We start from the raw sequence: 26,252 nt of genomic DNA on the forward strand, positions 1-26,252 counted from the left end.
GGCGTTCCTCGGCACGATCAAGTTGTTTCTCATCGCCGGGGTCGGCTCCATGATCGGCGGCCTCCTGCTGGCGGCGATGCGGGTCAGCCCGGTGCCGGTGCTGCGCACGTTCGGAACCGCCTACGTCAACATCCTGCGCAACACTCCGCTGACCCTGGTCTTCTTCTTCTTCGCCTTCGCCTATCCGCGGCTGGAGATCGTGGACCTCTCGTTCTTCGCCCGAGCGTGCACCGCACTCATCGTCTACACCTCCGCGTTCGTGTGCGAGGTCGTCCGCTCCGGTATCAACACGGTGCCGGTCGGCCAGGCCGAGGCGTCCCGCGCGCTGGGCTTGCGCTTCACGCAGACGCTGTCGGCGATCATCCTGCCGCAGGCGGTCCGTTCGGTGGTACCGCCGCTGACCAACGTGCAGATCGCACTGCTCAAGAACACCACGATCGCCGCGGGTTTCTCGGTGTTCGAGGCGGGCGGCATCTACCAGACGCTGTCCGAGCGTGGCTACAACGTGCTGATCGGGCTGCTGTGGGTGGCCCTCGGCTTCTTGGTCCTCGTCGTCCCCCTCACGCTGCTGCAGCGGCGGCTCGAGCAGCGCTGGAGCGTAGCCCGATGAGCGCCGTCCTCTACGACGTCCCGGGCCCACGGGCCCGGGTACGCAACCTCGGCTTCGGAGTGCTGGGCACGCTGCTGATGGCGGGCCTGCTCGGCTTCGTGGTCTACCGACTCGCCGTGACCGGTCAGTTCGACCCTCGGCTGTGGGAGTGGCTTCAGTTCAAGAACATCCAGCTGTTGCTGCTCGAGGCCCTGTTCAACACGCTTCGGGCGTTCGCCGTCGCCGCCGTGCTCTCGCTGCTGTTCGGTGCGGTGTTCGCGGCCGGCCGGATGTCCGACCACGCGTGGATCAGCAGACCCTCGGCCGCGATCGTCGAGTTCTTCCGGGCCGTCCCGCTGCTGATCCTGATCTTCATCCTGTTCTTCGGGGCCGCCCGCGGCCTGGGGACCGACATCTCCGCCTTCTGGGCGGTCGTTCTCGGGCTGATGCTCTACAACGGCTCCGTCCTGGCCGAGATCTTCCGCGCCGGCGTGCGGGCCCTGCCCAAGGGGCAGAGCGAGGCCGCGTACGCGCTCGGGCTGCGCAAGAGCCAGGTGATGACCTCCGTCCTGCTTCCGCAGGCGCTGCGCTCCATGCTGCCGTCGATCGTGAGCCAGCTCGTGGTGGTGCTCAAGGACACCGCGCTCGGCTTCATCATCCTCTACCCCGAGTTGCTCTACCAGGCGCGGTTCCTCGGCAGCCAGGGCCAGCTCGGCGCGCCGATCCTGCAGGTCGCCCTCGTGGTCGCGGTCATCTACATCTCGATGTGTCTGCTGCTGTCGGCGCTGGCCAACTACCTGGAACGGCGCACCCGTCGGCGTGGCCGCGGCAGGCCCGAGCCCGCACCCGTCGGCGCCGGGCCCCGGGCCGCCGCGAAGGTGGGCACGGAAGCGGGCTGACCCCGTTCCGGTCCGAATCGACGTCGGGGAGCCGGGAGCCTCGACCCCGCGGCTACGGGCGGGGCGCGCCGTAGAAGACGCGTTCCACCACGGCGCGGGCACGCCGGGTGGTGCGGCGGTACTCGTCGAGGAACACACCCGGGTCACCGTCGGCCGGATAGCCCAGCGCGCTGGCCACCGCCGCCAGGTCCCGACCCGAACGCGGCAGCTGGTCGCCCGGCTTGCCCTTCACCAGCATCACCGCGTTGCGGGCCCGGGTCGCGATCGTCCACCCCGCGGCGAGCTCGGCGGCGTCCTCGTGGCCGATCAGCCCCGCCCAAGCGGCGGCCCGCAGCCCGGTCAGCGTCGAGGTCGTGCGCAGCTGCGGCACGCTCCCCGCGTGCTGCAGCTGCAGCAGCTGCAGCGTCCACTCGACGTCGGCCAGCCCGCCGCTGCCCAGCTTCGTGTGCGTGGTGCGATCGGCCCCGCGGGGCAGCCGCTCGGCGTCGACACGAGCCTTGATCCGCCGGATCTCGGTCACCGCGGCCGGGGGCAGCCCCTCGGCCGGATACCGGATCGGGTCGACGAGCTCGACGAACCGCCGGCCCAGATCGGCATCCCCGGCGACCGGACGGGCGCGCAGCAGCGCCTGGGCCTCCCACACCTCCGACCAGCGCGCGTAGTACTCGCGGTACGAGGCGAGCGTGCGCACCAGCGGCCCGGACCGTCCCTCGGGCCGCAGGTTCGCGTCGACGACGAGTGCCGGATCCGGGCTCGGCGCCCCGAGCTGGCCGCGGACGGTCTCCGCGAGGCCGGTCGCGTACCGGACGGCGTCGTGGTCACTCGCCCCGCCGATCGGCTCACAGACGAACAGCACGTCGGCATCGCTGCCGTAGCCCAGCTCCGCCCCGCCGAGCCGACCCATCCCGATCACCGCCATCCGGGCGGGTGCGCGGTCCGGCCCCGCGGCACGCTCGGCGCTGTCCAGGGCCGCCTGCAGCACCGCCACCCACACCGAGCTCAATGCCGCGCAGACCTGCTCGGTCGGCATCAGCCCGAGCAGGTCGGCACAGGCGATCCGCAGCAGCTCGTGGCGGCGCAACGAGCGGGCCGCGGCCGTGGCGGTCGCGAGGTCGGGATGCCGGGCCACCGCGGTCCGCAGCGAGGTGGCCACCTCGGCGGAGTCCTTGATCAGCTCGGCGGTGCGACCGGAGCTGGGCGTGGCCAACAGCCGCAGCACCTCCGGCGCCCGCACCAGCAGATCAGGCACCAGCGCCGACGTCCCGAGCAGCTTCATCAGCCGCTGCGCCACCGCGCCCTCGTCGCGCAGCAGCCGCAGATACCAGGGGGTGTCCGCCAACGCCTCGGACACCCGCCGGTAGGCCAGCAGCCCGCGGTCGGGGTCCGGGCTGCACGCCAGCTCGTCGAGCAGCACCGGCAGCAGCGTCTCCTGGATCGCCGCCGCCCGCGACACCCCGCTCGTGAGCGCCCGCAGGTGGTTGAGCGCCCCCTCGGGCGAGGCCCAGCCCAGGGCCGCGAGCCGGGCGTTCGCCGCCGACTCCGAGAGCCGGGCCGCGTCCGCGGGCAGCCGCGAGACCGCGGCGAGCAGCGGCCGGTAGAACAGCTTCTCGTGCAGCCTGCGCACGCGGTGCGAGTTGCGGTTCCACTCGGCGAGCAGCATCCCGACGACATCGTGGCGCCCGTCGGTGCGGATCCGGGCGGCGCGGGCGAGCCACCGCAACGCGGCGGTGTCGTCCTGCTCCGGGAACAGGTGGGTGCGGCGCATCCGCTGCAGCTGCAACCGGTGCTCCAGCAGCCGCAGGAAGCGGTAGGAGGCGGCCAGGTTGGCACCGTCCTCGCGGCCGACGTAGCCACGCTCGGACAGCGCGCGCAGCGCCTCCAGCGTGGTCGGGGAGCGGATCGCCTCGTCGGTGCGTCCGTGCACCAGCTGCAGCAGCTGCACGGCGAACTCGACGTCGCGCAACCCACCGGGACCCAGCTTCAGGTGCCGCCCGGCGTGGTCGGGCCGCACATGCGCCTCGACGCGTCGACGCATCGCCTGCACGTCGGCGACGAAGTCGTCGCGGTCCGCTGCGCTCCATACCAGCGGGGCGGTGGCCGCGGCGTACTCCCGGCCCAGCTCCGGGTCTCCGGCGGCCGGGTGGGCTTTGAGCAGCGCCTGGAACTCCCAGGTCTTGGCCCACCGCTTGTAGTACGACAGGTGCCCGTCCAGGGTGCGGACCAGAACGCCCTGCCGGCCCTCGGGGCGCAGGTTGGCATCGACCTGGAAACACGCCTCGCCCGCGATCCGCATCATCCGGCTGGCGAGCTTGGTCGCCACCGAGTCGGCGGGCTCCCCCACGAAGATCACATCGACGTCAGAGACGTAGTTGAGCTCGTGACCACCGCATTTGCCCATCGCGATGACCGCCAGCCGGGTGCCGCTCTCGTCGCCGGGATCGATCTCCGCCGCGGCGACCGCGAGGGCGGCGCGCAGCACGGCGACAGCGATGTCGGCGAGTTGCGCCGCGACGTCGTCAAGCCTCATCACCGGCAGCGACGGCTCACCGATCGCGGCGAGGTCCGCACCGGCCAGTCCCAGCACCTCATCGCGGTAGGCGATGCGCAACGCCGCGATGGCCGCGGCACCGGTGAGCGCGGCGCGTCCACCGCGCGGAGCCCCCGCGGGCGGGGCCGCGGGGTCGGCCCCGACGGCCCGCAGGAGGTTCCCGGTACGCCGGGCGCGGTCCGGCGGCGGGTCGTTGCGGTCCGGCCCATCGGCGAGCAACCGCCAGCGGTCCGGATGGGTGACGAGGTGATCGCCCAGCGCGGTCGAACTTCCCACCAGCGCGAAGAGTCGTCCGCGCAGCCCGAGGTCGATGCGTAGCTCGGCGTCGATACGGTCCCAGTCGGGTGCGGCGGCGGCCAACCGGTCGACGGTACGCAGCGCCAGGTCCGGGTCGGGGCTGCGAGCCAGCGCCCACATGATCGACTCAGCCCCCGCGACCGGCCCGGCGCCGGACCACCAGCCGAGCCGCTCCAGCGTCGCCTCCGCCCATGGTTCGGTGAGTCCGAGGCGGGCAAGCGAGGCAACCGAACGCCGATCCGTCACGGAATCGATCCTGCCGCATGAGCGCCGCCGCGGCGGGTGCGGATCCACCGGCGCCGCCTGGTGGACGCAGGGTCACGAGCCGCCCATCACGATCACCGCGAGCGCGACGGCCGGGTCGCTGGATCAGCGCCGCATCGTCGGTCGCGACGATCATGAATCGGGTGCCGGACCACCACCGGAGCGCTCGCCCGACGAGCCGGCAGCCTGCGCAGGAGGGTGGCGAGCAGGCTCGCCAGGCAGGCGGAGCCCACGAAGAGCAGCAGGGCGGGCGTGCTCTGCTGGGTGAACGTGAGCCGACCGAGATCGTTGATCAGGAACCCGTCCCACAGGGCCCAGCACTGGACCGCCACGCCGAACGCACCGGCCAGGGTGGTGGCGGCGGCGATGGCGATGACCGTGGCGCCCAGCAGGACGAGGCCGACGGCGGGGTGGCCGTGCGCGTCGAGCCCGGCGGCGACCACCGTGGTGACCGTCCCGGCGGCGAGCCCGAGCACGACCCCCATTCCACCGGGAACGGGCGCGGGGTGGGATGCGGCGAAGAAGGTACGGGGCCAGGCGCGCAACACGTCCTCAGTCTGCGAGCGGACGTGCGGAGCCGACGGGATCCTCACGCAATCCTGACGGCCGCTGACGGAATCCTCACGCCCGGCCGGCGAGGCCGAACGCCGGGAACGTGCGGGGGTGGCGCGCCCGCCGGTCGTCCCGCGAGCGGCCCGCCGAACCCGGAGCCGGGTCAGAGCACCGGTAGATAGGTCGCCAGTTCGTAGGGCGTGACGTTGCGCCGGTAGGCATCCCATTCCGCGCGCTTGTTGCGCAGGAAGAAGTCGAAGACATGCTCGCCGAGGATCTCCGCGACCAGCTCCGAATGCTCCATCGCCCCGAGCGCCTCGGTGAGGTTCTGCGGGAGCGACTCGTAGCCCATCGCCCGCCGCTCGGTCTCGGTGAGCGACCACACGTCGTCCTCGGCGGCAGGCACGAGGTCATAGCCCTTCTGCACCCCGGTCAGCCCCGCCCCGAGGATCACCGCGAACGCCAGGTACGGGTTGCACGCCGAATCCAGCGTGCGGATCTCCACGCGGGCGCTGGACGCCTTGCCCGGTGAGTACATCGGCACCCGGACCAGCGCGGACCGGTTCGCATGTCCCCAGCAGATCGCCGTCGGCGCCTCGCCACCGATGATCAGCCGCTTGTAGGAGTTGACCCACTGGTTGGTCACCGCGGCGATCTCGCGCGCGTGCCGCAGCACCCCGGCGACGAACGCCTTGCCGGTCGTGGACAGCTCGTAGGGGTCGTCCGGGTCGAAGAAGGAGTTGCGATCACCCTCGAACAGGCTGAAATGGGTGTGCATCGCCGAACCCGGGTGCTGGGTGAACGGCTTGGGCATGAACGAGGCATGCACCCGCTGGGTCATCGCGACCTCCTTCACCACATACCGGAAGGTCATGATGTTGTCGGCCATGGTGAGCGCGTCCGCGTACCGCAGGTCGATCTCCTGCTGGCCCGGACCGCCCTCGTGATGGCTGAACTCCACGGAGATGCCCATCGACTCCAATGCCTCGATCGCGTTGCGCCGAAAATGCGGTGCGATGTCGTGGCTGGCCTGGTCGAAATAGCCGCCGGAGTCGGCCGGGACGGGCGGCGTGCCGTTGTCGGGTAGGTCGCGCAACAGGTAGAACTCGATCTCCGGGTGCACGTAGCAGGTGAACCCCGCCTCGCCGGCCCTGCTGAGCGCCCGGCGCAGCACATGCCGTGGGTCGGCCCACGACGGGGAACCGTCGGGCATCGCGATATCGCAGAACATCCGCGCCGAGTAGTGCCCGCCCGACGCCGACTCCCAGGGCAGCACCTGGAACGTCGACGGATCGGGGCGCGCTACCATGTCCGACTCGTACACGCGGGCGAAGCCCTCGATCGCCGAGCCGTCGAAGCCGATGCCCTCGGCGAACGCGCCCTCCAGCTCGGCGGGGGCGACCGCCACCGACTTGAGATAGCCGAGCACGTCGGTGAACCACAGCCGCACGAAGCGGATGTCGCGTTCCTCGAGGGTGCGCAGCACGAATTCCTGCTGGCGGTCCATGGTCGCGAGCCTAGGAACGTCCTGTTACGGCCATGTTTCGTCGCTGGTCGAACTCGTGTCGTGCCGGGTCGACCATGACGGACCCGCCGCAGGGCTTCGAGCAGCGAAGCTCCCGACGCGTCGCCACGGTGACCGGCCGCGGCCATCGTCCCGGCGAGGGGGCGTCAGTCGACCCGGCACGTGAGGCCTGCGGCCGGCAGCGTCCCGTCGACCAGGTAGGACGTCACCGCGTTGTCGGTGCACCGGTTGCCCTGCAGCGCCACGGTGTGCTGAGTGCCTTCGACCGTGAGCAACCGCCCGTCCAGCGCCTTCGCCAACTCGACACCGGCCTGGTACGGGGTGGCCGGGTCCCCGGTGACCGAGATGACCAGCGTCGGCGGCAGCCCCGAAACCTTCGGCACATGTGGCTTGCTGGACGGAGGTACCGGCCAGAACGCGCACGGGTCGAGCGAGTTGACGGGGCCGCGCCCGGTGGAGCGGAACGGCGCGACCTCGTCGGAACGGCGGTTGAGCTCGGCGATCTGGGCCCGGTCGGTGATGCGCTCCTCATCGACGCAACTGATCACGGTGAATGCCTCGATCGTGTTGGAGTACCGCCCGTTCGGCGCGCGGTCGTAATAGAAGTCGGCCAGCCGCAGCAGGATCTCCCCGTTGCCGGTCGCGAGGCCGGCGATACCGGCCGACAGCGCCGGATACACGATCGGCGTGTACAGGGCCTGCGAGACCCCGGTCTGCGCGTCGCTGAAGCTGAGCACCCGCCCCGCTCCGGCCGGAATCGGTTTGTCGATCAACGGGCGGACCAGCGCCTGGAACACCGTGGTGGCCTGCTTCGGGTCCTGGCCCAGCGGGCACGGCGTCGTCTGCTGCGCGCACCAGGCGGCGAAGGCGTCGAAGGCGCCCTGGAAGCCGGCGTTCTGGTCGACGATCCGGTCGATCGTGCTCTGCTCCGGGTCGAGCGCCCCGTCGAGGACCATCGCCCGCACCCTGTCGGGGAACTCCTCGGCATAGGTCGCGCCGATCCGGGTGCCGTAGGAGTAGCCCAGGTAGGTGAGTTTCGCGTCGCCGAGCGCGGCGCGCAGGATGTCCATGTCCCGGACCACGTCGCGGGTGCCGAGGTTGGCCAGCACGTCGGTGCCGACCCGCTCGGCGCACCGCTGGGCGTACATCTTGCTGTCCGCATCGGCGGCCGCGACCCCCGCGGGCGAGGGGTCGGCGAAGGTCTTCTCCCGCTCCGCGTCCTGCTCGGCATCGGTGAGGCAGTCGATCTTCGGGGTGCTCGCCCCGACCCCGCGCGGGTCGAACCCGATCAGGTCGAAGCGCCGCGCGAGCGAACCGTCACCCGCGCCGCCACTGATGATGCTGGTCAGAGTGCTCATCCCGGAGGCTCCCGGTCCACCCGGGTTGGTCACCAGCGAGCCGATACGCGCATTCTGGTCGAGCGCCTTCTGCCGGAGCACCGCGATGCCGGCCCGTCTGCCCTCGGGCCTGGCGTAGTCGAGCGGCACCTCGAGCCGGGCGCAGTCGAACCTCGGGTTGGCGAACGCGGTGCGTTCCTCGTCGGTCGTCGCGTACGGCGCGCACGGCCCCCACGCGAGCTTCTGGTCGTAGAACGGCTGCAGCGCCGCATCCGGTGCGGTGGCCGCCACCGGGCTCGGTGAGCCGGGTGCCGCGACGGTGCAGGCGGTGGCGAAGACCGTGGCGCAGGCCGCGAGGGTCAGGACGACGAAGCGCAGGCGTCGGCGGGACACCGGCCCAGCATGCCAGCGCGGCACCCGGCCCGGCCGCCGGGCACAGTCGCCCGATGCACGCCGCGGCACCGGACCGCCGTGCGCGATGATGGGCCCATGCCCCAGCTCCGCCTCGCTCTCGCTCAGGTCAACCCGTGCGTGGGTGACCTCTCCGGGAACTCGCGGCTCGTGCTCGAGTGGTGTCGGCGGGCCGCGGACGCGAACGCCGATGTCGTGCTGCTGCCGGAGATGGCGCTGACCGGCTATCCGGTGGAGGACCTCGCGTTGCGCGAGTCCTTCAGCACCGCGTCCCGGCGCGCGCTGGACGCGCTGCCCGGCGCCCTCGCCGACGCCGGGCTCGGCGAACTGCTCGTCGTCGTCGGCTATCTCGACGCGGATGAGGTCGGGCCGCGCAACGCAGCGGCGATCATCCACCGCGGCGCGGTCGTGGACCGCTACTACAAGCACCACCTGCCCAACTACGGCGTCTTCGACGAGTTCCGCTACTTCCACGCCGGCGACGACCTACCGGTGATCCGCTACCGCGGCGTGGATCTCGGCGTGGTGATCTGCGAGGACATCTGGCAGGACGGCGGTCCGGTGGCCGCGTACAGCGAGATCGGGCTCGACCTGATGCTGTGTCTCAACGGCTCGCCCTACGAACGGGCCAAGGACGATGTGCGCGGTGAGCTCGTCGCCGCCCGCGCCCGCGAGGCCGGGGCCCCGATCGCGTACGTCAACCTCGTCGGTGGGCAGGATGAACTGGTCTTCGACGGCGACTCGATGGTTGTGGACGCCGCCGGGGTGGTGCTGGCCAGGGCGCCCCAGTTCGTCGATCACCTGCTCGTGCTCGACCTCGACCTGCCGGGCGACCGGTCGCCGTCGGATGCCCGGCCCGCCGGGTTCGAGGTGCGGCGGACCACGATCGAGGGCGCCCCGGCCGTCGAGCGCGCGCCGTGCGCCGGCCCGTGCATCGCCGAGCCGTTGTCGGACGAGGCCGAGGTCTGGCAGGCGCTGGTCACCGGGCTCGGCGACTACGTGCGCAAGAACGGGTTCCGCTCGGTGATCCTCGGGCTGTCCGGGGGGATCGACTCCGCGGTCGTCGCGACGCTCGCCGTCGACGCGCTCGGCGCCGACGCCGTGTACGGGGTCTCGATGCCGTCGAAGTACTCCTCCGAGCACTCCCGTCACGACGCGGACGACCTCGCCGAGCGCACCGGGCTGCACTACCGGGTCGAGCCGATCACCGACATGGTGGCGGCCTTCGTCGAGCAGCTGCAGCTGAGCGGGCTCGCCGAGGAGAACGTGCAGGCGCGCTGCCGCGGCATGGCGCTGATGTCCCTGTCCAACCGGGACGGTCATCTCGTGCTCGCGACCGGCAACAAGTCCGAGCTCGCGGTCGGCTACTCCACGATCTACGGCGACGCCGTCGGCGGTTTCGCGCCGATCAAGGACGTGCCCAAGACGCTGGTCTGGAGGCTCGCCCGCTGGCGCAACGAGCAGGCCGCCAAGAACGGCGAGACCCCGCCGATTCCGCCGAGCTCGATCGAGAAGCCGCCGTCCGCCGAGCTCCGCCCCGGCCAGCTCGACTCCGACTCACTGCCGGACTACACCCTGCTCGACGACGTGCTCGACGACTATGTGGAGTCCGACCGCGGCTTCGCCGACCTCGTCCGCGCGGGGTTCGACCCGGTCGTCATCGAGAACATCGTGCGGATGGTCGACCGCGCCGAGTACAAGCGCCGGCAGTACCCACCCGGAACCAAGATCAGCCTCAAGGCCTTCGGCCGGGACCGGCGGTTGCCCATCACCAACTCCTGGCGCGAACGCCGCCCCTGACCCCGCGAGTCGCGGTATTCCCGTGCGCGAGTCGCGGTATTTCCGTGCGCGAGTCGCGGTATTTCCGTGCGCGAGTCGCGGTCCTCCGGCATGTGAACCTCGTCCCACCGCGGTGCCGCCCCGCCACTGCGGTGGCAGGCTTCCAGTCCTCAAGCCCCTGACGACCCGGGGACCCGCGAGACGGGCCTCGAGGGAGGACGGACGATGATGTCTGCGGACGCGATCAGCCCGCGCGCAGCCGAGGATCAGTCGCCCTACCGGGCGCCGTCCCGGCCGAAGCGAACCCGCATCCACCACCTGCGTGAACTGAAGGAACGCGGCGAGCGCTGGCCGATGCTCACCGCCTATGACAGGTACTCCGCCGAGATCTTCGACGAGGCCGGAATCCCGGTGCTGCTCGTCGGCGACTCGGCCGCCAACAACGTCTACGGCTACGAGAACACGCTGCCGGTGACGGTGGACGAACTGCTTCCGCTGGTCAAGGCCGTGGTGCGCGGCGCCGCAACGGCGCTGGTCGTCGCCGATCTGCCGTTCGGCAGCTACCAGGTCTCGCCCGCGCAGGCGCTGCAGACCTCGTTCCGGTTCATGAAGGAGGGCGGCGCGCACGCCGTCAAGCTCGAGGGCGGGGCGCAGTTCATCCCTCAGGTCGAGGCGCTCACCGCCTCGGGCATCCCGGTGATGGCCCATCTCGGCTTCACGCCGCAGAGCGAGCACGCACTGGGCGGGTTCCGCGTCCAGGGCCGCGGTGGCGCCGGTGAGCGACTGGTCGAGGACGCGCTGGCGCTCCAGGAGGCGGGCGCGTTCTCGGTGGTGCTCGAGATGGTCCCGGCCGACGTGGCGAAGCGGGTCACCGCCGAACTGCGCATTCCGACGATCGGGATCGGCGCCGGCCCGGACTGCGACGCGCAGGTACTCGTCTGGTCGGACATGGCCGGGATGAACCGTGGGCGCAAGCCACGCTTCGTCAAACCCTATGCCGATGTCGGCGGGATCCTGCTCGATGCCGCGCGTCGTTTCGGCGACGAGGTGCGCGGTGGCGTCTACCCGGACGCGGAGCACTCCTACACCTGATCGTTGGCCGGGCACGTGCCGCAGCCCGTCACGACTCCCTCCCACGGGCGCGCAGGCCCGCCAGCGCGCTCGTGCGGGGCCACGTGCCCGCCCCGACTCGCGCACGGAAATACCCCGACTCGCGCACGGAAATACCCCGACTCGCGCACGGAAATACCGCGACTCGCGGGGAAGGCGTCAGGGGTGGAGGCCGGCCACCGGTTCACCGGCGTGGTATCGGGCCAGCATCTCGATCGCGGGACACTCGCGACGATCGAACCGGTGGCGCAGCCGGTTGAGCCGGACCTTGTCGGCGGGCCGGCCGTCCAGCGCGGCACCCGCCGCGTCGAGCATGGCGGCCGCGCCCTCCGCGATCCGCGGGTCGCCCAGTCCCCCGAGCGCGGCGCGCTGATGCAGCGCCGCATCCGGGACCATGCTGCGCCCGTCCAGGGTGGTATCGAGCACCAGTCCGGTGAGCAGGCTGAGCAACTCCCCGTACAACTCCGGATCGGAGCAGGCGTCGAACGCCTTGAACTCGATGCGCCCCGCCTCGGCCGGCAGCCGGGCGTGTTGGGTGAGCGAGGGATCGGTCGGGATCATCCGCGCCGGGTCGGCAACGAATACCAGCACCGCGGGTCGGGCGCCGGTGCGCAGCGCGGTGCGCGCCGAGAGCCCGCCCCACGGCGCGCCGTCCCGAAACGGCGACGAGAACGACATCGGGACCAGCCACGGGCTGTAGTGGGTGAGCTTCGCCCCGACGTCGATCAGCTCGTCGACGCCCATGTCCGGACAGGACAGGTTGAGGTCGGGGCCGTAGGTGACCATGTGGAGGTGAGCGGTGCGCTCCTCGGGAGACGCCATTCGATGCGCCCGCTCCCAGCCGTTGAGCGGCGGCACGACCGGGTAGCTCGAGCGGATCGGGTTGAAGCCGATCGCGACGGTCCGCAACCCGCGCTGCGCGGCCTCGGCGTCGAGCAGCGCCTGGTCGGACCGCAGCGCGGCGACGGCAGCGTCGATCGAGTCGTGGATCCGGGTGCGGATCTCGATCCCCTTCGGATCGCAGCACCGCAGCGTGCCCCGCTCGTCGAACCGCTCGAAGCCCTCGACGTACCAGCGCTTGCGTTTGATCCCTTGGTCGCCGACCCGCAGGTCGGGGTAGTCGGCCGGATCCTCGGGCAGGGCGTCCACGATGCCCTGGAACTCCTCGAACCCGACGCAGGAGAAGTCGGCGAACGAGCCGTCTCGGCGCAGCAGCGCACATTCGTGCTCGATCCCGTATCGGAATTCCCGCATCGACACCACACCTCCGGTCGCCTCGAGATGCGGGATACCCGGGGGTGACCGAGCGGCCCGTGCCGATGAGGGTAGCCTTACAACTGCCAGGTGAGGACGTGTCGGAGCAGACACGGGACAGGGGGGTGGCCGACGTGACGAGGCCCGAGCCGGCAATCGACCCGGGTGCCGCGGGGGACCCGCTGGCGCCGCTGCGTGATCGCCGCTCCTGCCCCCTCCTGACCACGCCCGCACCGTCGGCCGACGAGGTGCGCGCGATGCTCACCGCGGCCTGCTCGGCCCCGGACCATGGGCGGCTGCGCCCGTGGCGGTTCATCGTGATCGATGCCTCCGCCCGTGGACCGCTCGGCGACGCCTTCGCCGCCGGGCTCATCGAACGCGATCCGGCCACCGATCCGGAGGCGCTGGACCGCATCCGGGACAAGGCGCTGCGCGCACCGATGATCGTCGTGGTGGTGAGCAGCCCGAGGACGCACCCCACCGTGCCGGTGTGGGAGCAGCAGGCCTCGGCGGCGTGCGTCGCGTACGGGCTGGTGCTCGCCGCAGACGCGCTGGGGTACGGCGCGATGTGGCGCACCGGATGGTTCGGCGAGGCACCGAAGGTGCGCGCCCACCTCGGGCTGGCCGATCACGAGGACGTCACCGGATGGATCTACCTGGGCACTCCCCCCGGATCCGCGCGCCCGCCCCGTCGAGCAGCGGAGCTTCCGGTCAGCTGGCTGAGCTGACCTCCTCGCGGGTGGTCCTCACCCGGTTGCCGCTCTCCCCTGGACAACGGGCCGCAATGCGGCCAGCCTGGTGACACCGGATTTCGCGTCCGTCGAGTTCGCAGGAGGCGCCATGAGACTGGGCAGGAAGCTGGCCGACGGGTTCGCCGCCGATCCGGACGCCGAGCAGGTGCGGCACGCGCCCGAACCGGACATGGCCTCCGATCGGACGGACGGCCGCACGGCCGGCGCCGACCACACCGAGCTCGCGCAGCCCGCGTTCCCGGCCGAGCGGCCCGCACGGGTCTGACGACGGTGGTCTGGTCGGCCGCCCGCAACCAGCACGAACATTCCGACCAGCCGCTGCCGGGATACAAGCTGGCCTATCCGATGCTGTCGGCCGACGGCACGAGCACCGGGTTCAGCGGGGTGACACTCGGCCGCGCGCACATCTATCGCGCGATCGATGACGCCATCTGTGTCCATGGATCCCGGCACGCCTGCCCCTCGCGCTGGTGCGACTGCGGCTTCTACTGCTTCCACGACATCGCCGCGGCCCGTGATCTGGCCTGTGAGCCCGAGTATCGGGGCGCGGTGCTGCTCGAGGTGGCGGTGTCGGGTCGCTACCGCCGCTACGAACGCGGGTTGCGGTACGCCCGGCAGCGGGTGCGCGCGGTCCGGATCGGCCGATGCGACTGCGGTCGACACGGCGAGGTACTCGCCGACTCGGGTAGCGGCAGCATCGGGTGGCGGCGGCTGCTGCCGGTGTGCCCGTCCTGCGCGGGGAACCGACCGGTCATCGAACCGGACGCCTTCGGCAGGCTGGCCGGCGGCGACATCACCGTCACCACCGACGGGCCGCCCTCGGGTCCGGTCGCCCCGCTGTCGGCCAAGCCGGACGCGGCCGGCGCGGTCGCGGTGCTCAGCGCGGAGGTGGCGCTGCTGCAGGCTCGCCTCGACGAGGTACAGGCTCGCCTCGACGAGCTGACTCGCCCCAAGGAGTGACCCGCCGCAGCAGGTCGGGGGTCAGATCCACGGGGGCAGCTGCGGCAGCGGACTGCCGTCGTCGGTGCGCAACGACCGGCTGCGGGCGCGGCCGAGCACCCAGCCGAGGAGGTCGGTCGTCGGGCCGCGGACCAGCACCGCATCGGCGGCCGCTCCCATCGTCCATTCCTGGCCGTTGTCGGTCGAGATCAGCCGCACCGCGGGCGTGTCCGCGGCCTGCCCGATCGTCTCGGTGACGTCGGTGAGCAGGTCGTACATCATCGGCGCCGGCAGGTCGGCGAACGACGCACCGACGTCGAGATCGACGGCGTGGATCCACATCTCCCGGGCCCGCAGCCATGGGATCTCACTGGCCAGGATCTCCTGGCCCGCCGCGTCGCGGACGGTCGCCGACCAGGCCGACGCCGGCATCGCCTTGACCGCCCTGGCCAGCTTGTCCGACGTCTCCTCGACGTCCTCTCGGATCTCGGCGGGCGATCGGTGCGCCCCCGCCTCGATGTCGGCGGCGCGCTGCTCGCGACTCGCGTACGCCGGGGTGACGGTGCCGGTGCGCGCCCAGGTCAGCAGGTTGATCATGGCGTCGGCGTTGCGCGCGATATGGGTGAGCAGGCGGGCCCGGCTCCACCCGGGCAAGGCGCAGGGAGCTGCGAAGGCCTCCTCGCCCAGCCGTTCCATCAGGCCGCGCAGGTGCGCGGCGCCGTCCGCGGCCCAAGCGAGCGCTTCGGCCATGTTGTGGCTCACAGTTTCTCCTTGCGACAGGTATTTCGGCACTCGCCTACCCCGGCGATCGAGGTGACAAGCACGGCACCGTCGGTGAGGTAACGCGGGGGTTTACGGGCATGACCGACACCGCCCGGGGTGCCGGTGGCGATGACATCGCCGGGGTTGAGGGTGACGATGGTCGAGATGTACTGCACGAGCCCGACGGCGTCGAACACGAGTTGGTCGGTGGTCGAGGACTGCATGACCTCGTCGTCGATCGCGCTGCTGATCGCCCAGCCGCCCGCGGGCAGCTCGTCGGGGGTGACCAGGACCGGACCGAGCGGGGTCGAGCGCTCGAACGTCTTGCCCTGCAGAAACTGCGTGGTCCGGTTCTGGTAGTCCCGCACGCTCACATCGTTGAGCACGGTGTATCCGGCGATCGCGGCGGCGGCCGCGGCCGCGTCGGCGTGCCGGACCGGGCGGCCGATCACCACGGTCAGCTCGGCCTCGTAGTCGACCTGCTCGGACACGGCGGGCAACACGATGTCGTCGTAGGCGCCGACGAGGGCCGGGGCGAACTTCGCGAACAGCGTCGGGTAGCTGGGCAGCTCGTGTCCCATCTCCGCGACGTGGTCGCGGTAGTTCAGGCCCACACAGATGATCTTCTCGGGGGACGGGACCAGCGGCGCGTAGTCCAGCCCGTCGAGCGGGTGCGCGGGCCCGGCGGCCGCCGCGGCGTGCTCGGCCCAGTCGGGGCGGGCGAGCAGCGCCCGCAGGTCGGACTGTCCCGTCTCCACCGCGCTGTTCGCGTCGATCCGCACCGCTCGCATCCCGGTCGCGGTGCGGATGGTGGCCAACCTCATCGTTCCTCCTTCAGCGGCTGCCCGGCAGTCTGCCCCGCCGCACCCGGGGCAATGATCAGGGGTGGGACGCGCCCGCCCCACCCCCGACGGTGGACCTGCTACAGCGAGGCGTAGAGCGCCTTCTCGAAGTCCGCGTACATGTCCAGCGCCTCCTGCGGCACGAACGGCAGGAACTGGCTGTAGATCGCCCCGGTGATCCCGGTGGTCCGGTCCACCCAGAAGTGGGTGTTGCACAGCCCGGCCCACGCCCCGCTGCCCGCCCGGCGCATCCCCGGGAGGTCCCGGGTGTTGAGCAGGAGGCCGTAGCCCCACTTGTAGCCCGGGCCGAGGTTGAAGTCGTGGGTGGCGCTCGGGTCGACGGTCGGGATCGACGCGGGAAAGTCCAGCGCACCGATCTGGTTGGTGAACGCCGCGTCGACGGTCTGCTTGCTCAGGATCTGAGTACCCTCGAGCGTGCCATCACTCAGCAGCATCCGCTGGAACCTCAGGTAGTCCCACGGAGTCGAATACAGGCCGTGCCCACCCGCGTAGTAGTCGGGACTCTGGTTCAGCTCGATCTCGCTGGGAGCCCAGCTGCCGTCCTCGCCCTTCAGATGGATCGGGACGGCGTTCGCCCGCTGCTCGGGACTCATCAGGAACGCCGTATCGTCCATTCCCAGCGGGGCGGTGATGTTCTCCTTCACCAGGACGTCGAGACCGGTCCCGCTGGCCGCCTCGACCACCTTGCCCAGCCAGTCGGTGTTGATGCCGTACTGGAAGACGGTGCCCGGATCGGCGGTCAACGGGGCCGTGAAGATGGCGTTGGACCCGGACAGGACGTTCGGGGTACCGGTGCTTCGCTCCCAGCGCACCAGATCGGCGTTCCAGAACCAGTAGCCCAGCCCGGTGGTGTGCGTGATCAGCTGTTTGACGGTAGCCCGGCTGGCCGCCGGACGCAGCTTCGGGGTGTCACCGTCGAAGCCCTCGAGGACCTGCAGATCGGCCCATTCGGGCCGGTAGTGGTCGATCGGCGCGTCCAGTTCCAGGTGGCCGCGCTCGACGAGCTGCAGCGCGGCGACGGTCGCCACCATCTTGGTCATGGACATGATCCGGAAGTGGCTGCCGGGGCCGACCGGGTCGCTGCCCCCGGCCTCCCGTGGACCCGCGGCCCCCTCATAGATCACGCCGTTCCGGTCCGCCGCGATCGCCACCGCGTTCGGGACCGCGCCGCTTGCCACGGCGCGCTGTAGGACCTGGTCGATGCTCGACGTCACGGCCGTTCCCCCTTGCCTTCCCGGTGGCGCCGTCGGATGGCGCCGAGCCCCACCTTTGTCCGGATGTCCGGGGCCGTCAACGGACCTCGGCGAACGGTTCGATCTCGACCGGCGACCCCGATCGGCGGCCACTCGTGATCGGTGTTCCGGCGGCGGGGACCGCGCCTCCCGCGGCTCCCGCCGCCCGAGCGCCGATCAGCCCGGCGGGACTGCGCTGGGCGGCCCTAGATCGTTCCTGAATCCGTCGGCTCCGCCGCTGGGCGAACCGGCAGGCCTGCGAACACCGCGGGGGGCTCCCGCCAGGGATCGGGCAGCCGTCCGGCGCGCGCGTCCCGCACGGCGCGCCACACCCGTTGCGGCGTACAGGGCAGGTCGATGTGCCGCACCCCGAGATGGCTCAGCGCGTCGATCACGGCGTTCTGCACCGCCGGGGTCGACCCGATCGTCGCCGACTCGCCGATCCCCTTGGCGCCCAAGGCGTTCAGCGGGGTCGGGGTCTCGGTGGTCGCGGCCTGGAAAGGACAGAGGTCGGCCGCGCTGGGCATCCGATAGTCCGCCAGCGTCGCGCTCAGCGGTTGCCCCTGCGCGTCGTAGAGGACCTCCTCGTAGAGCGCCTGCGCGATGCCCTGGGCGAGCCCGCCGTGCTGCTGCCCCTCCACCAGCAGCGGGTTGAGGATCCGCCCGCAGTCGTCAACCGCAATGTGCCGCAACGGGCGTACCCGGCCGGTCTCGGTATCGACCTCGACGACCGACACGTGCGCGCCGAACGGAAACGTCGGGCCGCTCTGGTCCACGTCGACCCCGGCGTGGATCTCCTCCCCCGCCTCCGCCGCGGAGCGGGCCACCTGTGCCCAGGTGACGGTCGCCCCGGGCACGCCGGTCACCGCGAACTCGCCATCCGCGGTGAGCGCAACGTCGTCCACCGCCGCCTCCAGCAGCGCCGCTGCGCGCCGGCGCGCCTGCTCCCGCACGCGTGTGGCGGCCGAGTACACCGCGGTACCACCCAACTGCAGCGAACGCGACCCCCCGGTACCCCCGCCGCGCGGCACGGCGGCGGTGTCGGACTGGGTGAAGGTGATCCGCTCCAGGGGGATGCCGAGGGTGTCGGCGGCGAGCATCGCGAACGCGGTCGCATGCCCCTGCCCGTGCGCGGAGGTGCCGACCGAGACCGTGGCCGTGCCGTCGGGATGCACGCGCACCGACCCGAACTCCGACCCTCCACCCGCGGTGATCTCCACGTAGACGCCGACCCCGATACCCAGCTGCACCGGGTCGTCGCGTTCGCGCCGGGCGGCCTGCTCGTCCCGCAGCTGCGCATAGCCCGCCAGCCGCAGCGCCTCGCGCAACGGCAGGTCGTAGTCACCGATGTCGTAACGGGCACCCACCGCGGTCGTCAGCGGAAACGCCGCCGGGTCGAGGACGTTGCGCCGGCGCAGGTCCACCGGGTCCATCCCCAGCTCGGCCGCGGCCAGGTCGATGAGACGTTCCAGATGCGCGGCGGCCTCGGGCCGCCCGGCTCCGCGGAAGGCCCCCATCGGCGTGGTGTTGGTGACCGCCACCGCGACGTCGAAACCCACCGCCGGGATGTCGTACACGCCCGGCGCCATGATGTAGGTCATATGGATGGGCAGCGCCCCGCCGAACCCCGCGTAGGCACCGGCGTCGCCGATCACCTGCGCCCGCAGACCGGTGATCCTGCCGGCCCGGGTGAGGCCCAGCTCGTAGTAGGCGATCTGGCCCCGCCCGTGCGGCATCGACACCAGGTTCTCCGACCGGGTCTCCACCCAGGCCAGCGGGCGGCCCAACGCCCGCGCGGCGCCGATCGTGGCGGTGTGCTCGGCGAGCAGCCCCGCCTTGCCGCCGAACGCCCCACCCACGTGCGGGGCGATCACCCGCACCCGGCCGGCGTCCATCTCGAACACCTCGCACAGCTGGTCGCGGAACCCGTGCGGCATCTGGGTCGACACGTGCACCACGAGATCGTGCTCGCCGTCGCCGAGCGGATCCACGAGGATCGCGTTGCCCTCCAGCGGGAGCACCGCCACCCGCTGGTTGACCATCCGCGCCCGCACCACCACCTCGGCACCGGCCAGCGGATCGTGGTCCGGCGCCGACCGCGCGCCGGCGACGAGGTTCGATCCGAGCTCCGGAAACTGCAGCGGAGCGTCCGGCAGCAGCGCGGCCTCCGCGTCGACGACCGCGGGAAGCGGGTCGTAGTCGACCTCCACCAGCTCCGCCGCGTCGGCGGCCGCGGCCGTGGACTCCGCGACGACCAGCGCCACCGCCTCGCCGGTGAACCGCACCCGATCGGTCGCCAGCGGCGGACGCCGCACGTCCGGGTTCACGACCATGAAGCCGTGATGGGCGGGCAGCCGTAGGTTCGCCGCGGTGAACACCGCCACCACCCCCGGTGCCGCCGCCGCGGCCTCGGTATCGATACCGACGATCCGGGCGTGCGCCAGCGGGGATCGGACGAACACCGCGTGCAGCAGCCCCTCGCGGCGCAGGTTGCCGACGAAGGTCGAGGCGCCCGTGATCAGGGCGGGGTCCTCGACCCGGCGCACCCGGGTTCCGAGAATCGATCCTGCCATGTGATGCACATTACGTGCGGTCCCTCACACCCGCGTCGGTGTGCCGACGGGTTGACGCCGGCAGCAGCGACCCGCGAGGGTGGGGCACCCGAGCCACGCACCGCTGGCCCTGGTCGGCCGGTGCCTGCCCCGGGAGGCCGGACTGGACGGGGGCCGGTCCGGCCTCCCGACCAGCTCAGGACGCTCGGGTACGTTCGTCGCATGCCCGAGTTCCAGCACACCGATGTTCTGCCCCTCGGCCCGGACGAGACCGAGTACCGGCAACTCGACCTGCCGGCCGGGACCATCGTCGAGGCCGCAGGCCGGACGTTCCTGGAGATCCCGCCGGACACGATCACCGCGCTGGTCCGGGAGGCGATCACCGACATCCAGCACCTGCTGCGACCGGCGCACCTGGCTTCGCTGCGCGCGATCGTCGAGGATCCCGAAGCGTCGCCCAACGACCGGTTCGTGGCGACCGACCTGCTGCGCAACGCCTGCGTCGCCGCGGGTGGGGTGCTGCCGATGTGCCAGGACACGGGCACCGCGATCGTCATCGGCAAGCGCACCGAGACCGTCCTGACCGGCGGAGCGGACGAGCTGGCGATCTCCCGCGGCGTGTTCGAGGCCTACGACCAGCTCAACCTTCGCTACTCGCAGATGGCGCCGCTGTCGTTCTGGGAGGAACGCAACACCGGGACGAACCTGCCCGCGCAGGTGGAGCTCTACAGCACGCCGGGGCAGGACCCCAAATATGAGTTCCTGGTGCTGGCCAAGGGCGGTGGCTCGGCCAACAAGACCTTCCTCTACCAGGAGACGAAGGCGCTGCTGAACCCGCGCAGGCTCGCCGCGTTCCTGGACGAGAAACTGCGCTCGCTGGGCACCGCCGCCTGCCCGCCCTACCACCTGGCCATCGTGGTCGGCGGCATGTCCGCGGAGTACACGCTCAAGGTGGCCAAGCTGGCCTCAGCTCACTACCTCGATGCACTACCGGCGTCCGGTTCGCCGCTGGGGCACGGCTACCGGGACCGCGACCTCGAACGGCGGGTCCTGGAGCTGACCCGCGACTTCGGGATCGGCGCCCAGTTCGGCGGCAAGTACTTCTGCCACGACGTGCGGGTGATCAGGCTGCCGCGGCACGGCGCGTCCCTGCCGGTGGGCATCGCGGTGTCCTGCTCAGCCGACCGGCAGGCGAAGGCCAAGATCACCCCATCGGGGGTTTTCCTCGAACAGCTCGAACGGGACCCAGCCCGGTTCCTGCCCGACACGCAGCTCGAGGACCTCTCCGCCGAGGTGGTGCGCGTCGATCTCAACCGGCCGATGTCCGAGATCCGCGAGCAGCTCTCGACGCTGCCGGTGAAGACCCGGGTGTCCCTGTCCGGTCCGCTGGTCGTCGCCCGCGACATCGCCCACGCGAAGATCGCCGAGCGGCTGGAGGCGGGCGAGCCGATGCCCGCCTACCTGGCGGACCACCCGGTCTACTACGCCGGTCCGGCCAAGACCCCCGACGGCTACGCGTCCGGGTCGTTCGGACCGACCACCGCCGGGCGGATGGACTCCTACGTCGCCCAGTTCCAGGCCGCGGGCGGCTCGCTGGTGATGCTCGCCAAGGGCAACCGGTCGACGCAGGTCACCGAGTCGTGTGCCCGGTACGGCGGGTTCTATCTCGGCTCCATCGGTGGCCCGGCCGCGCGGCTGGCGCAGGACTGCATCCGGCGGGTGGAGGTGCTGGAATACCCGGAGCTCGGCATGGAGGCGGTCTGGAGGATCGAGGTCGAGGACTTCCCGGCGTTCGTCGTGGTGGACGACAAGGGAAACGACTTCTTCGCCGAGGTGAGCCGGCCGCTGCTGAACGTGCAGTTCAGCTCGTAGCGGTTCACCCGCCCCGGCGGGGGGAAGGCGGGCCCTGCACCGCCCGAGCCGGGGTCGAGGCTCATGCGGTGGGGGCGTGCTCGTCGCGGGTGGCCGGCTCCTCGAACTCGGTCACGTTGTCCAGCTCCGTGCCCATCGCGATATCGGTGATGCGCTCGAGGATGACCTCGACGACCACCGGAACCCGGTACTCCGCCATCAGGGTGCGGGCCTTCTCGAAGGCGGGCCGCAGGTCGTCGGGGGTGTGCACCCGAATCGCCTTGCAGCCCAACCCCTCCGCGACCGCGACGTGGTCCACGCCGTAGCCACCCAGTTCGGGGGCGTTGACGTTGTCGAACGACAGCTGCACGCAGTAGTCCATGTCGAAGCCGCGCTGGGCCTGGCGGATCAGCCCCAGATAGGCGTTGTTCACCACGATGTGGATGTAGGGCAGGTTGAACTGCGCGCCGACGGCCAGCTCCTCGATCATGAACTGGAAGTCGTAGTCGCCCGAGAGCGCCACCACGCTGGCCCGCGGCTCGGCGGCGCACACCCCGAGCGCGGCGGGCAGTGTCCAGCCCAGCGGGCCCGCCTGTCCCGCGTTGATCCAGTGCCGGGGCCGATAGACGCGCAGGAACTGTGCCGCGGCGATCTGCGACAGCCCGATCGTGGTGACATAGCGGGTGTCGGGTCCGAACGTGCGGTTCATCTCCTCGTACACCCGCTGCGGTTTGATCGGCACGTCGTCGAAGTGGGTGCGGCGCAGCATCGTCGCCTTGCGTTCGGCGCACTGCCGGACCCACGTCGCGCGGTCGGGCAGGGTCCCCGCGGCCCGCTGCTCGCGGGCGATCTCGACGAACAGCTCCAGCGCCGCGCCGGCGTCGGACACGATGCCGTAGTCGGGGGCGAAGACCCGCCCGATCTGGGTGGGCTCGATATCGATGTGGACGAAGGTGCGACCGCGGGTGTAGGTCTCCAGCCCGCCGGTGTGCCGGTTGGCCCAGCGGTTGCCGATGCCCAGAACGAAGTCCGAGGCCAGCAGCGTGGCGTTGCCGTAGCGGTGGGCGGTCTGCAACCCGGCCATCCCGGCCGCGAGCCGGTGGTCGTCGGGGATGGCGCCCCAGCCCATCAGGGTGGGAATCACCGGAACGTCGACCAGCTCGGCGAACTCGACCAGCAGGTCGGCGGCGTCGGCGTTGATCACCCCGCCACCGGCGACGATCAGCGGGCGCTGTGCCGCGGCGAGCATCGCGAGGGCCTTCTCGATCTGCGCGCGGGCGGCGGTGGGCTGGTACACCGGCAGCGGCGTGTAGGTCTGCGGATCGAACTCGATCTCGGCCTGCTGCACGTCGAACGGCAGGTCGATCAGCACCGGCCCGGGACGCCCGGAGCGCATCAGGTGGAACGCCTGCTGGAAGACCCCCGGCACCTGCCCGGGCTCCAGGACCGTGGCCGCCATCTTCGTGACGGGCGCGGCGATGGACGCGATGTCGACGGCCTGGAAGTCCTCCTTGTGCAACCGGGCCACCGGGGCCTGCCCGGTGAGGGCGAGGATCGGGATCGAGTCCGCGGCCGCGGAGTACAGGCCGGTGATCATGTCGGTGCCGGCCGGGCCGGAGGTGCCGACGCAGACCCCGATGTTCCCGGCCCGGGCGCGGGTGTAGCCCTCGGCCATGTGCGAGGCGGCCTCGACGTGCCGGGCCAGCAGGTGCTCGATCCCGTTCGCACGCTCGGCGTTGAAGGCGCGCAGGGCGGCGTAGAACGGGTTGATCGCGGCACCGGGCAGGCCGAACGCGTGGGTGATGCCCTCGCGGTGCAGGATCTCCACGGCAGCACGGGCAGCGGTCATCCTGGGCATGACACGATCACCTTCCTGGTTCGGGCGCGCGGCCGGAGAGTTCGGCGACGAGCTTGAGCAGCCCGGAGTGGTCCAGCCCCCCGTCGCCGCGGGCGACCATGGCGGCGACCAGCTGGGCCACCGCCGAGCCGAGCGGGATGACCACCCCGGCCTCGCGGGCGGCGGTCTGCACGATGCCGAGGTCCTTGTGGTGCAAGGCGAGCCGGAACCCTGGCGTGAAGTTGCGGGCGAGCATCCCGGCCGCCTTGCGGTCGAGGATCGCGTTGCCGGCCAGACCTGCGGCCAGCACGCGCAGCGCGGCCTCGGTGTCCACCCCGTGCGCCTCGAGGAAAACGATCGCCTCGGCGACGAGCTCGATGGTGCCCGCGACGATGAGCTGGTTGGCCGCCTTCACCGTCTGCCCCGAACCGGCCGGGCCGACGTGCACGACCGTCCGGCCGAGGACCTCCAGCAGCGGCCGGGCCGCCACCACGTCGTCCGCCGCACCGCCGACCATGATCGAGAGAGTGCCGTCGATCGCACCCTGCTCGCCGCCCGACACCGGGGCATCCAGCACCCGGAACCCGCGTTCGGCGCCGGTCTCGGCCAGCTCCCGGCTGACATCGGGACGGATGGTGCTGGCATCGACCACCAACGTCCCCGGCCGCGCGTGCGCGAACACCCCGTCCGCGCCGAGCAGGACCTCCTGCACATCCGGTGAGTCGGGCAGCATCGTGACGACGACGCCCGCGTCCCGAACGGCCTCGGCCACGCTGCCCGCGGCGCGCCCGCCGCGATCGGCCAGCCGAGCGGCCTTGGCCGTGCTGCGGTTGTACCCGACGACCTCGTACCCGGCCGCGACCAGGTTGGTGGCCATCGGCAGGCCCATGATCCCCAGGCCGATGAATCCGACGGTGGTCATGCTGTGCTCCTCGTCCGGCCGGTCAGCGGCGGGCGGCGCGGCGGGCTCGGGGCAGCCAGCCGAAGCTCTGGGCCGAGGTCGTGGACGGCTGGTACTCGCATCCGACCCAGCCCGTGTAGCCCGCCGCCTGCAGCGCGGCGAGCTGTCCGTCCAGGTCGAGCCCGCCGGTGCCCGGCTCGTTGCGGCCCGGATGGTCGGCGATCTGGACGTGCCCGATCCGGTCGGCATGGGTGGCGATCACCGTGTCGACGTCGTCGCCGTTCACCGCGAGGTGGTACAGGTCGGCCAGCAGCCGCACGTTGGTCACCCCGGTCTCGCGCTCCACCCGGTCGGCGACGGCGATCGCGTCCGCGGCGCGCAGCAGCGGGTAGCGCGGGGCCGCCGAGATCGGCTCGAGCACCACCACCGCCCCGATCTGCGCGGCCGCCGTCGCTGCGGCGGCCAGGTTCTGCACCGCCAGCTCGTCCTGCTCCGGCGCGGGCGCGCCGTCGATCCGGTTGCCGTAGAGCGCGTTGAACACTCGGGTGCCGAGCTGCGCGCCGATCCCCACGGTCGCCGCGATGTTGTCCCGGAACTCGGTCGAACGCGCAGGCCAGGACACCAGGCCGCGGTCGCCGGCGGCGAGGTCGCCCGCGGCGAAGTTGAGCCCGGCCAGCGTCACCCCGGCGTCGCGGATCGCGGACACGAACTCGTCCACCTCACGGTCACCGGGCACCGCCTCGGCGAAGGGCCACCAGAACTCGACCGCGTCGAAACCCGCCGCCCGCGCCGCCGCCGGCCGCTCCAGCGGCGGCAGCTCGGTGAACAGGATCGAGCAGTTCACCTCGAAGGGCAGGCGGTGTCCCTGCGACCGCTCGGGCTGAGCTTCCTGGTCGGTCACCGGCGCCACCCCCACAGAGATCTACTTCCGTATCATGGAAGAGGTTTTTCATTTCACTCCCGAGTGTGGGGTCTGCGGCGGCCCCCGTCAAGCCGGACGGGCGCCGGCCCTCGCCTCCGGAGGGACCCACCACTCAGGACGTAAACTTTCGCGATACGAAAGTTGTCGTGCGAATCCACCAGGAGGCGTCATGGCCCGCGGCGGCGGAGACGGTGGGGGCAGCCAGTCGAACGGCGGCGTTCAGTCGGTCGGGCGCGCGTTCGACCTGCTCGAGGCGATGGCCGATGCGGGCGGCGTCGCGGGCCTGTCGGACCTCGCGGCCTCCTCGGGCCTGCCGCTGCCGACGATCCACCGCCTCGTTCGTACCCTGGTCGACCGCGGCTATCTGCGCCAGCAGCCCTCCCGCCGGTATGCGCTCGCTCCGCGCCTGATCCGGCTGGGCGACAGCGCGAGCCGGCTGGTCGGGATCTGGGCACAACCGCATCTGGCGCGGCTCGTGGACGCGCTCGGGGAGAGCGCCAACCTGGCCCTGTTCGACGGAGGCCAGGTCGTCTACGCCGCGCAGGTGCCCGGACGGCACTCGATGCGGATGTTCACCGAAGTCGGCAGACGGGTCTCGCCGCACTGCACGGCCGTGGGCAAGGCGATCCTGGCCCAGCTACCGTCCGCGACGGTGCACGACGTGCTGCGCCACACCGAGTTCGTCGCGCACACCGAGAACACCATCACCGATCCGGCCGCCTACCTGCGCGAGCTCGACCGGTTCCGGGAGCTCGGCTATGCCCTCGACGAGGGAGAACAGGAGATCGGAGTACGGTGCGTCGCCGTCGCGCTGCCCGACGGGCCCGCACCGGCCGCCGTCTCGATCTCCGGGCCGACCACCCGGATGACCGACGAGCTCATCGAACGGGCGGTGCCGCACCTGCGGGTCGCCGCCGACGCGCTGACCGAGGAACTCCACATCCAGCGCACCGCGGGCCCCTGATCAGCCGAAGGCGCGCACCGCATCGCCGGGAGCGCAGGACGACCGGGGACACCCCTGCCCTGCTCACGACCCCCCGTGAGTGCGGCACAGTGTTCGAACACTGTGCCGCACT

General features: G+C 71.7%; 20 protein-coding genes and 1 pseudogene. 9 read left to right on the forward strand and 12 right to left on the reverse strand.

Annotated features, from left to right (window positions below; all coding sequences use genetic code 11):
• Positions 1–610 (forward strand): amino acid ABC transporter permease (locus tag ACFQE5_RS11950; protein WP_379584935.1); only part of this gene is annotated, 610 nt, incomplete at its 5' end.
• Complete coding sequence (locus ACFQE5_RS11955; RefSeq protein WP_379584936.1) at positions 607–1,488, forward strand: amino acid ABC transporter permease; 882 nt, start codon at positions 607–609, stop codon at positions 1,486–1,488. The genes ACFQE5_RS11950 and ACFQE5_RS11955, both read left to right, overlap by 4 nt.
• A 52-nt stretch (positions 1,489–1,540) precedes the next feature.
• Here ACFQE5_RS11955 and ACFQE5_RS11960 read toward each other — a convergent pair whose 3' ends face one another.
• The 4 genes from ACFQE5_RS11960 to ACFQE5_RS11975 form a co-directional block, all read right to left on the reverse strand.
• A complete protein-coding gene (locus tag ACFQE5_RS11960) occupies positions 1,541–4,579 on the reverse strand; it encodes a bifunctional [glutamine synthetase] adenylyltransferase/[glutamine synthetase]-adenylyl-L-tyrosine phosphorylase (RefSeq protein WP_379584937.1) in 3,039 nt (1,012 codons plus the stop codon).
• A gap of 92 nt (positions 4,580–4,671) precedes the next feature.
• On the reverse strand, positions 4,672–5,145 hold the full coding sequence (locus ACFQE5_RS11965; RefSeq protein ID WP_379584938.1) for a hypothetical protein: 474 nt from the start codon (positions 5,143–5,145) through the stop codon (positions 4,672–4,674).
• 167 nt (positions 5,146–5,312) lie between these two features.
• A complete protein-coding gene (glnA, locus tag ACFQE5_RS11970) occupies positions 5,313–6,656 on the reverse strand; it encodes a type I glutamate--ammonia ligase (RefSeq protein ID WP_379584939.1) in 1,344 nt (447 codons plus the stop codon).
• A gap of 164 nt (positions 6,657–6,820) precedes the next feature.
• On the reverse strand, positions 6,821–8,404 hold the full coding sequence (locus tag ACFQE5_RS11975) for an alpha/beta hydrolase (RefSeq protein WP_379584940.1): 1,584 nt from the start codon (positions 8,402–8,404) through the stop codon (positions 6,821–6,823).
• Positions 8,405–8,500: 96 nt separating this feature from the next.
• On the opposite strand from ACFQE5_RS11975, the gene ACFQE5_RS11980 reads away from it, so the two are divergent.
• Together ACFQE5_RS11980 and panB are read left to right on the forward strand one after the other, a co-directional pair.
• Positions 8,501–10,222 (forward strand): NAD+ synthase, encoded by a 1,722-nt coding sequence (locus tag ACFQE5_RS11980; protein ID WP_379584941.1) that lies wholly within the window; start codon positions 8,501–8,503, stop codon positions 10,220–10,222.
• A 207-nt stretch (positions 10,223–10,429) separates the two neighbouring features.
• Positions 10,430–11,293, forward strand: a complete 864-nt coding sequence (gene panB, locus ACFQE5_RS11985) for a 3-methyl-2-oxobutanoate hydroxymethyltransferase (RefSeq protein ID WP_379585068.1) — start codon at positions 10,430–10,432, stop codon at positions 11,291–11,293.
• 177 nt (positions 11,294–11,470) lie between these two features.
• Here the strand turns inward: panB and ACFQE5_RS11990 are convergent, their stop codons facing one another.
• Entirely contained in the window at positions 11,471–12,565 is a 1,095-nt protein-coding gene (locus ACFQE5_RS11990) for a glutamate-cysteine ligase family protein (RefSeq protein WP_379584942.1), read from the reverse strand.
• A gap of 134 nt (positions 12,566–12,699) precedes the next feature.
• On the opposite strand from ACFQE5_RS11990, the gene ACFQE5_RS11995 reads away from it, so the two are divergent.
• The 3 genes from ACFQE5_RS11995 to ACFQE5_RS12005 all read left to right on the forward strand — a co-directional run bounded on the left by ACFQE5_RS11995 (position 12,700) and on the right by ACFQE5_RS12005 (position 14,277).
• A complete protein-coding gene (locus ACFQE5_RS11995) occupies positions 12,700–13,293 on the forward strand; it encodes a nitroreductase family protein (RefSeq protein WP_379584943.1) in 594 nt (197 codons plus the stop codon).
• Between the two features lie 112 nt (positions 13,294–13,405).
• On the forward strand, positions 13,406–13,582 hold the full coding sequence (locus tag ACFQE5_RS12000) for a hypothetical protein (protein ID WP_379584944.1): 177 nt from the start codon (positions 13,406–13,408) through the stop codon (positions 13,580–13,582).
• Positions 13,583–13,587: 5 nt separating this feature from the next.
• A complete protein-coding gene (locus tag ACFQE5_RS12005; RefSeq protein ID WP_379584945.1) occupies positions 13,588–14,277 on the forward strand; it encodes a hypothetical protein in 690 nt (229 codons plus the stop codon).
• 21 nt (positions 14,278–14,298) lie between these two features.
• Here ACFQE5_RS12005 and ACFQE5_RS12010 read toward each other — a convergent pair whose 3' ends face one another.
• From ACFQE5_RS12010 to ACFQE5_RS12025, 4 genes are all read right to left on the reverse strand, one after another.
• On the reverse strand, positions 14,299–15,018 hold the full coding sequence (locus ACFQE5_RS12010) for a maleylpyruvate isomerase family mycothiol-dependent enzyme (protein WP_379584946.1): 720 nt from the start codon (positions 15,016–15,018) through the stop codon (positions 14,299–14,301).
• Positions 15,015–15,842, reverse strand: coding sequence for a fumarylacetoacetate hydrolase family protein (locus ACFQE5_RS12015; RefSeq protein WP_379584947.1), 828 nt, complete (start codon positions 15,840–15,842; stop codon positions 15,015–15,017). Before ACFQE5_RS12015 ends, ACFQE5_RS12010 begins: the two co-directional genes overlap by 4 nt.
• Positions 15,843–15,940: 98 nt before the next feature.
• Positions 15,941–17,095, reverse strand: coding sequence for a serine hydrolase domain-containing protein (locus ACFQE5_RS12020; RefSeq protein ID WP_379584948.1), 1,155 nt, complete (start codon positions 17,093–17,095; stop codon positions 15,941–15,943).
• A gap of 224 nt (positions 17,096–17,319) precedes the next feature.
• On the reverse strand, positions 17,320–19,686 hold the full coding sequence (locus ACFQE5_RS12025) for a xanthine dehydrogenase family protein molybdopterin-binding subunit (protein WP_379584949.1): 2,367 nt from the start codon (positions 19,684–19,686) through the stop codon (positions 17,320–17,322).
• Positions 19,687–19,887: 201 nt separating this feature from the next.
• Between ACFQE5_RS12025 and ACFQE5_RS12030 the strand changes: the two genes are divergently transcribed.
• Complete coding sequence (locus ACFQE5_RS12030) at positions 19,888–21,537, forward strand: fumarate hydratase (protein ID WP_379584950.1); 1,650 nt, start codon at positions 19,888–19,890, stop codon at positions 21,535–21,537.
• A 61-nt stretch (positions 21,538–21,598) separates the two neighbouring features.
• Here the strand turns inward: ACFQE5_RS12030 and gcl are convergent, their stop codons facing one another.
• The 3 genes and pseudogenes from gcl to ACFQE5_RS12045 form a co-directional block, all read right to left on the reverse strand.
• A complete protein-coding gene (gene gcl, locus ACFQE5_RS12035; protein WP_379584951.1) occupies positions 21,599–23,374 on the reverse strand; it encodes a glyoxylate carboligase in 1,776 nt (591 codons plus the stop codon).
• Positions 23,375–23,381: 7 nt separating this feature from the next.
• A pseudogene (locus tag ACFQE5_RS12040) lies at positions 23,382–24,278 on the reverse strand (2-hydroxy-3-oxopropionate reductase); the annotation flags it as partial.
• 19 nt (positions 24,279–24,297) lie between these two features.
• Positions 24,298–25,155 carry a hydroxypyruvate isomerase family protein gene (locus ACFQE5_RS12045; protein ID WP_379584952.1) on the reverse strand — a complete coding sequence of 286 codons (858 nt, stop codon included), beginning with the start codon at positions 25,153–25,155 and terminating at the stop codon, positions 24,298–24,300.
• A gap of 190 nt (positions 25,156–25,345) precedes the next feature.
• Here ACFQE5_RS12045 and ACFQE5_RS12050 point away from each other — a divergent pair, with 190 nt between their 5' ends.
• Positions 25,346–26,140, forward strand: coding sequence for an IclR family transcriptional regulator (locus ACFQE5_RS12050; RefSeq protein WP_379584953.1), 795 nt, complete (start codon positions 25,346–25,348; stop codon positions 26,138–26,140).
• Positions 26,141–26,252: the final 112 nt, after the last annotated feature.

This window comes from Pseudonocardia hispaniensis (genome assembly GCF_042658695.1).
In the GTDB taxonomy this organism is placed as follows: domain Bacteria; phylum Actinomycetota; class Actinomycetes; order Mycobacteriales; family Pseudonocardiaceae; genus Pseudonocardia; species Pseudonocardia hispaniensis.

Bases quoted from the DNA above. Each gene is read 5' to 3' on its own strand.
- ACFQE5_RS11955 (WP_379584936.1), top strand. From the start codon at position 607: ATGAGCGCCGTCCTCTACGACGTCCCGGGCCCACGGGCCCGGGTACGC.
- glnA (WP_379584939.1), bottom strand. From the start codon at position 6,656: ATGGACCGCCAGCAGGAATTCGTGCTGCGCACCCTCGAGGAACGCGAC.
- ACFQE5_RS11980 (WP_379584941.1), top strand. From the start codon at position 8,501: ATGCCCCAGCTCCGCCTCGCTCTCGCTCAGGTCAACCCGTGCGTGGGT.
- panB (WP_379585068.1), top strand. From the start codon at position 10,430: ATGTCTGCGGACGCGATCAGCCCGCGCGCAGCCGAGGATCAGTCGCCC.
- ACFQE5_RS11990 (WP_379584942.1), bottom strand. From the start codon at position 12,565: ATGCGGGAATTCCGATACGGGATCGAGCACGAATGTGCGCTGCTGCGC.
- ACFQE5_RS12000 (WP_379584944.1), top strand. From the start codon at position 13,406: ATGAGACTGGGCAGGAAGCTGGCCGACGGGTTCGCCGCCGATCCGGAC.
- ACFQE5_RS12015 (WP_379584947.1), bottom strand. From the start codon at position 15,842: ATGAGGTTGGCCACCATCCGCACCGCGACCGGGATGCGAGCGGTGCGG.
- ACFQE5_RS12025 (WP_379584949.1), bottom strand. From the start codon at position 19,686: ATGGCAGGATCGATTCTCGGAACCCGGGTGCGCCGGGTCGAGGACCCC.
- ACFQE5_RS12030 (WP_379584950.1), top strand. From the start codon at position 19,888: ATGCCCGAGTTCCAGCACACCGATGTTCTGCCCCTCGGCCCGGACGAG.
- gcl (WP_379584951.1), bottom strand. From the start codon at position 23,374: ATGCCCAGGATGACCGCTGCCCGTGCTGCCGTGGAGATCCTGCACCGC.
- ACFQE5_RS12050 (WP_379584953.1), top strand. From the start codon at position 25,346: ATGGCCCGCGGCGGCGGAGACGGTGGGGGCAGCCAGTCGAACGGCGGC.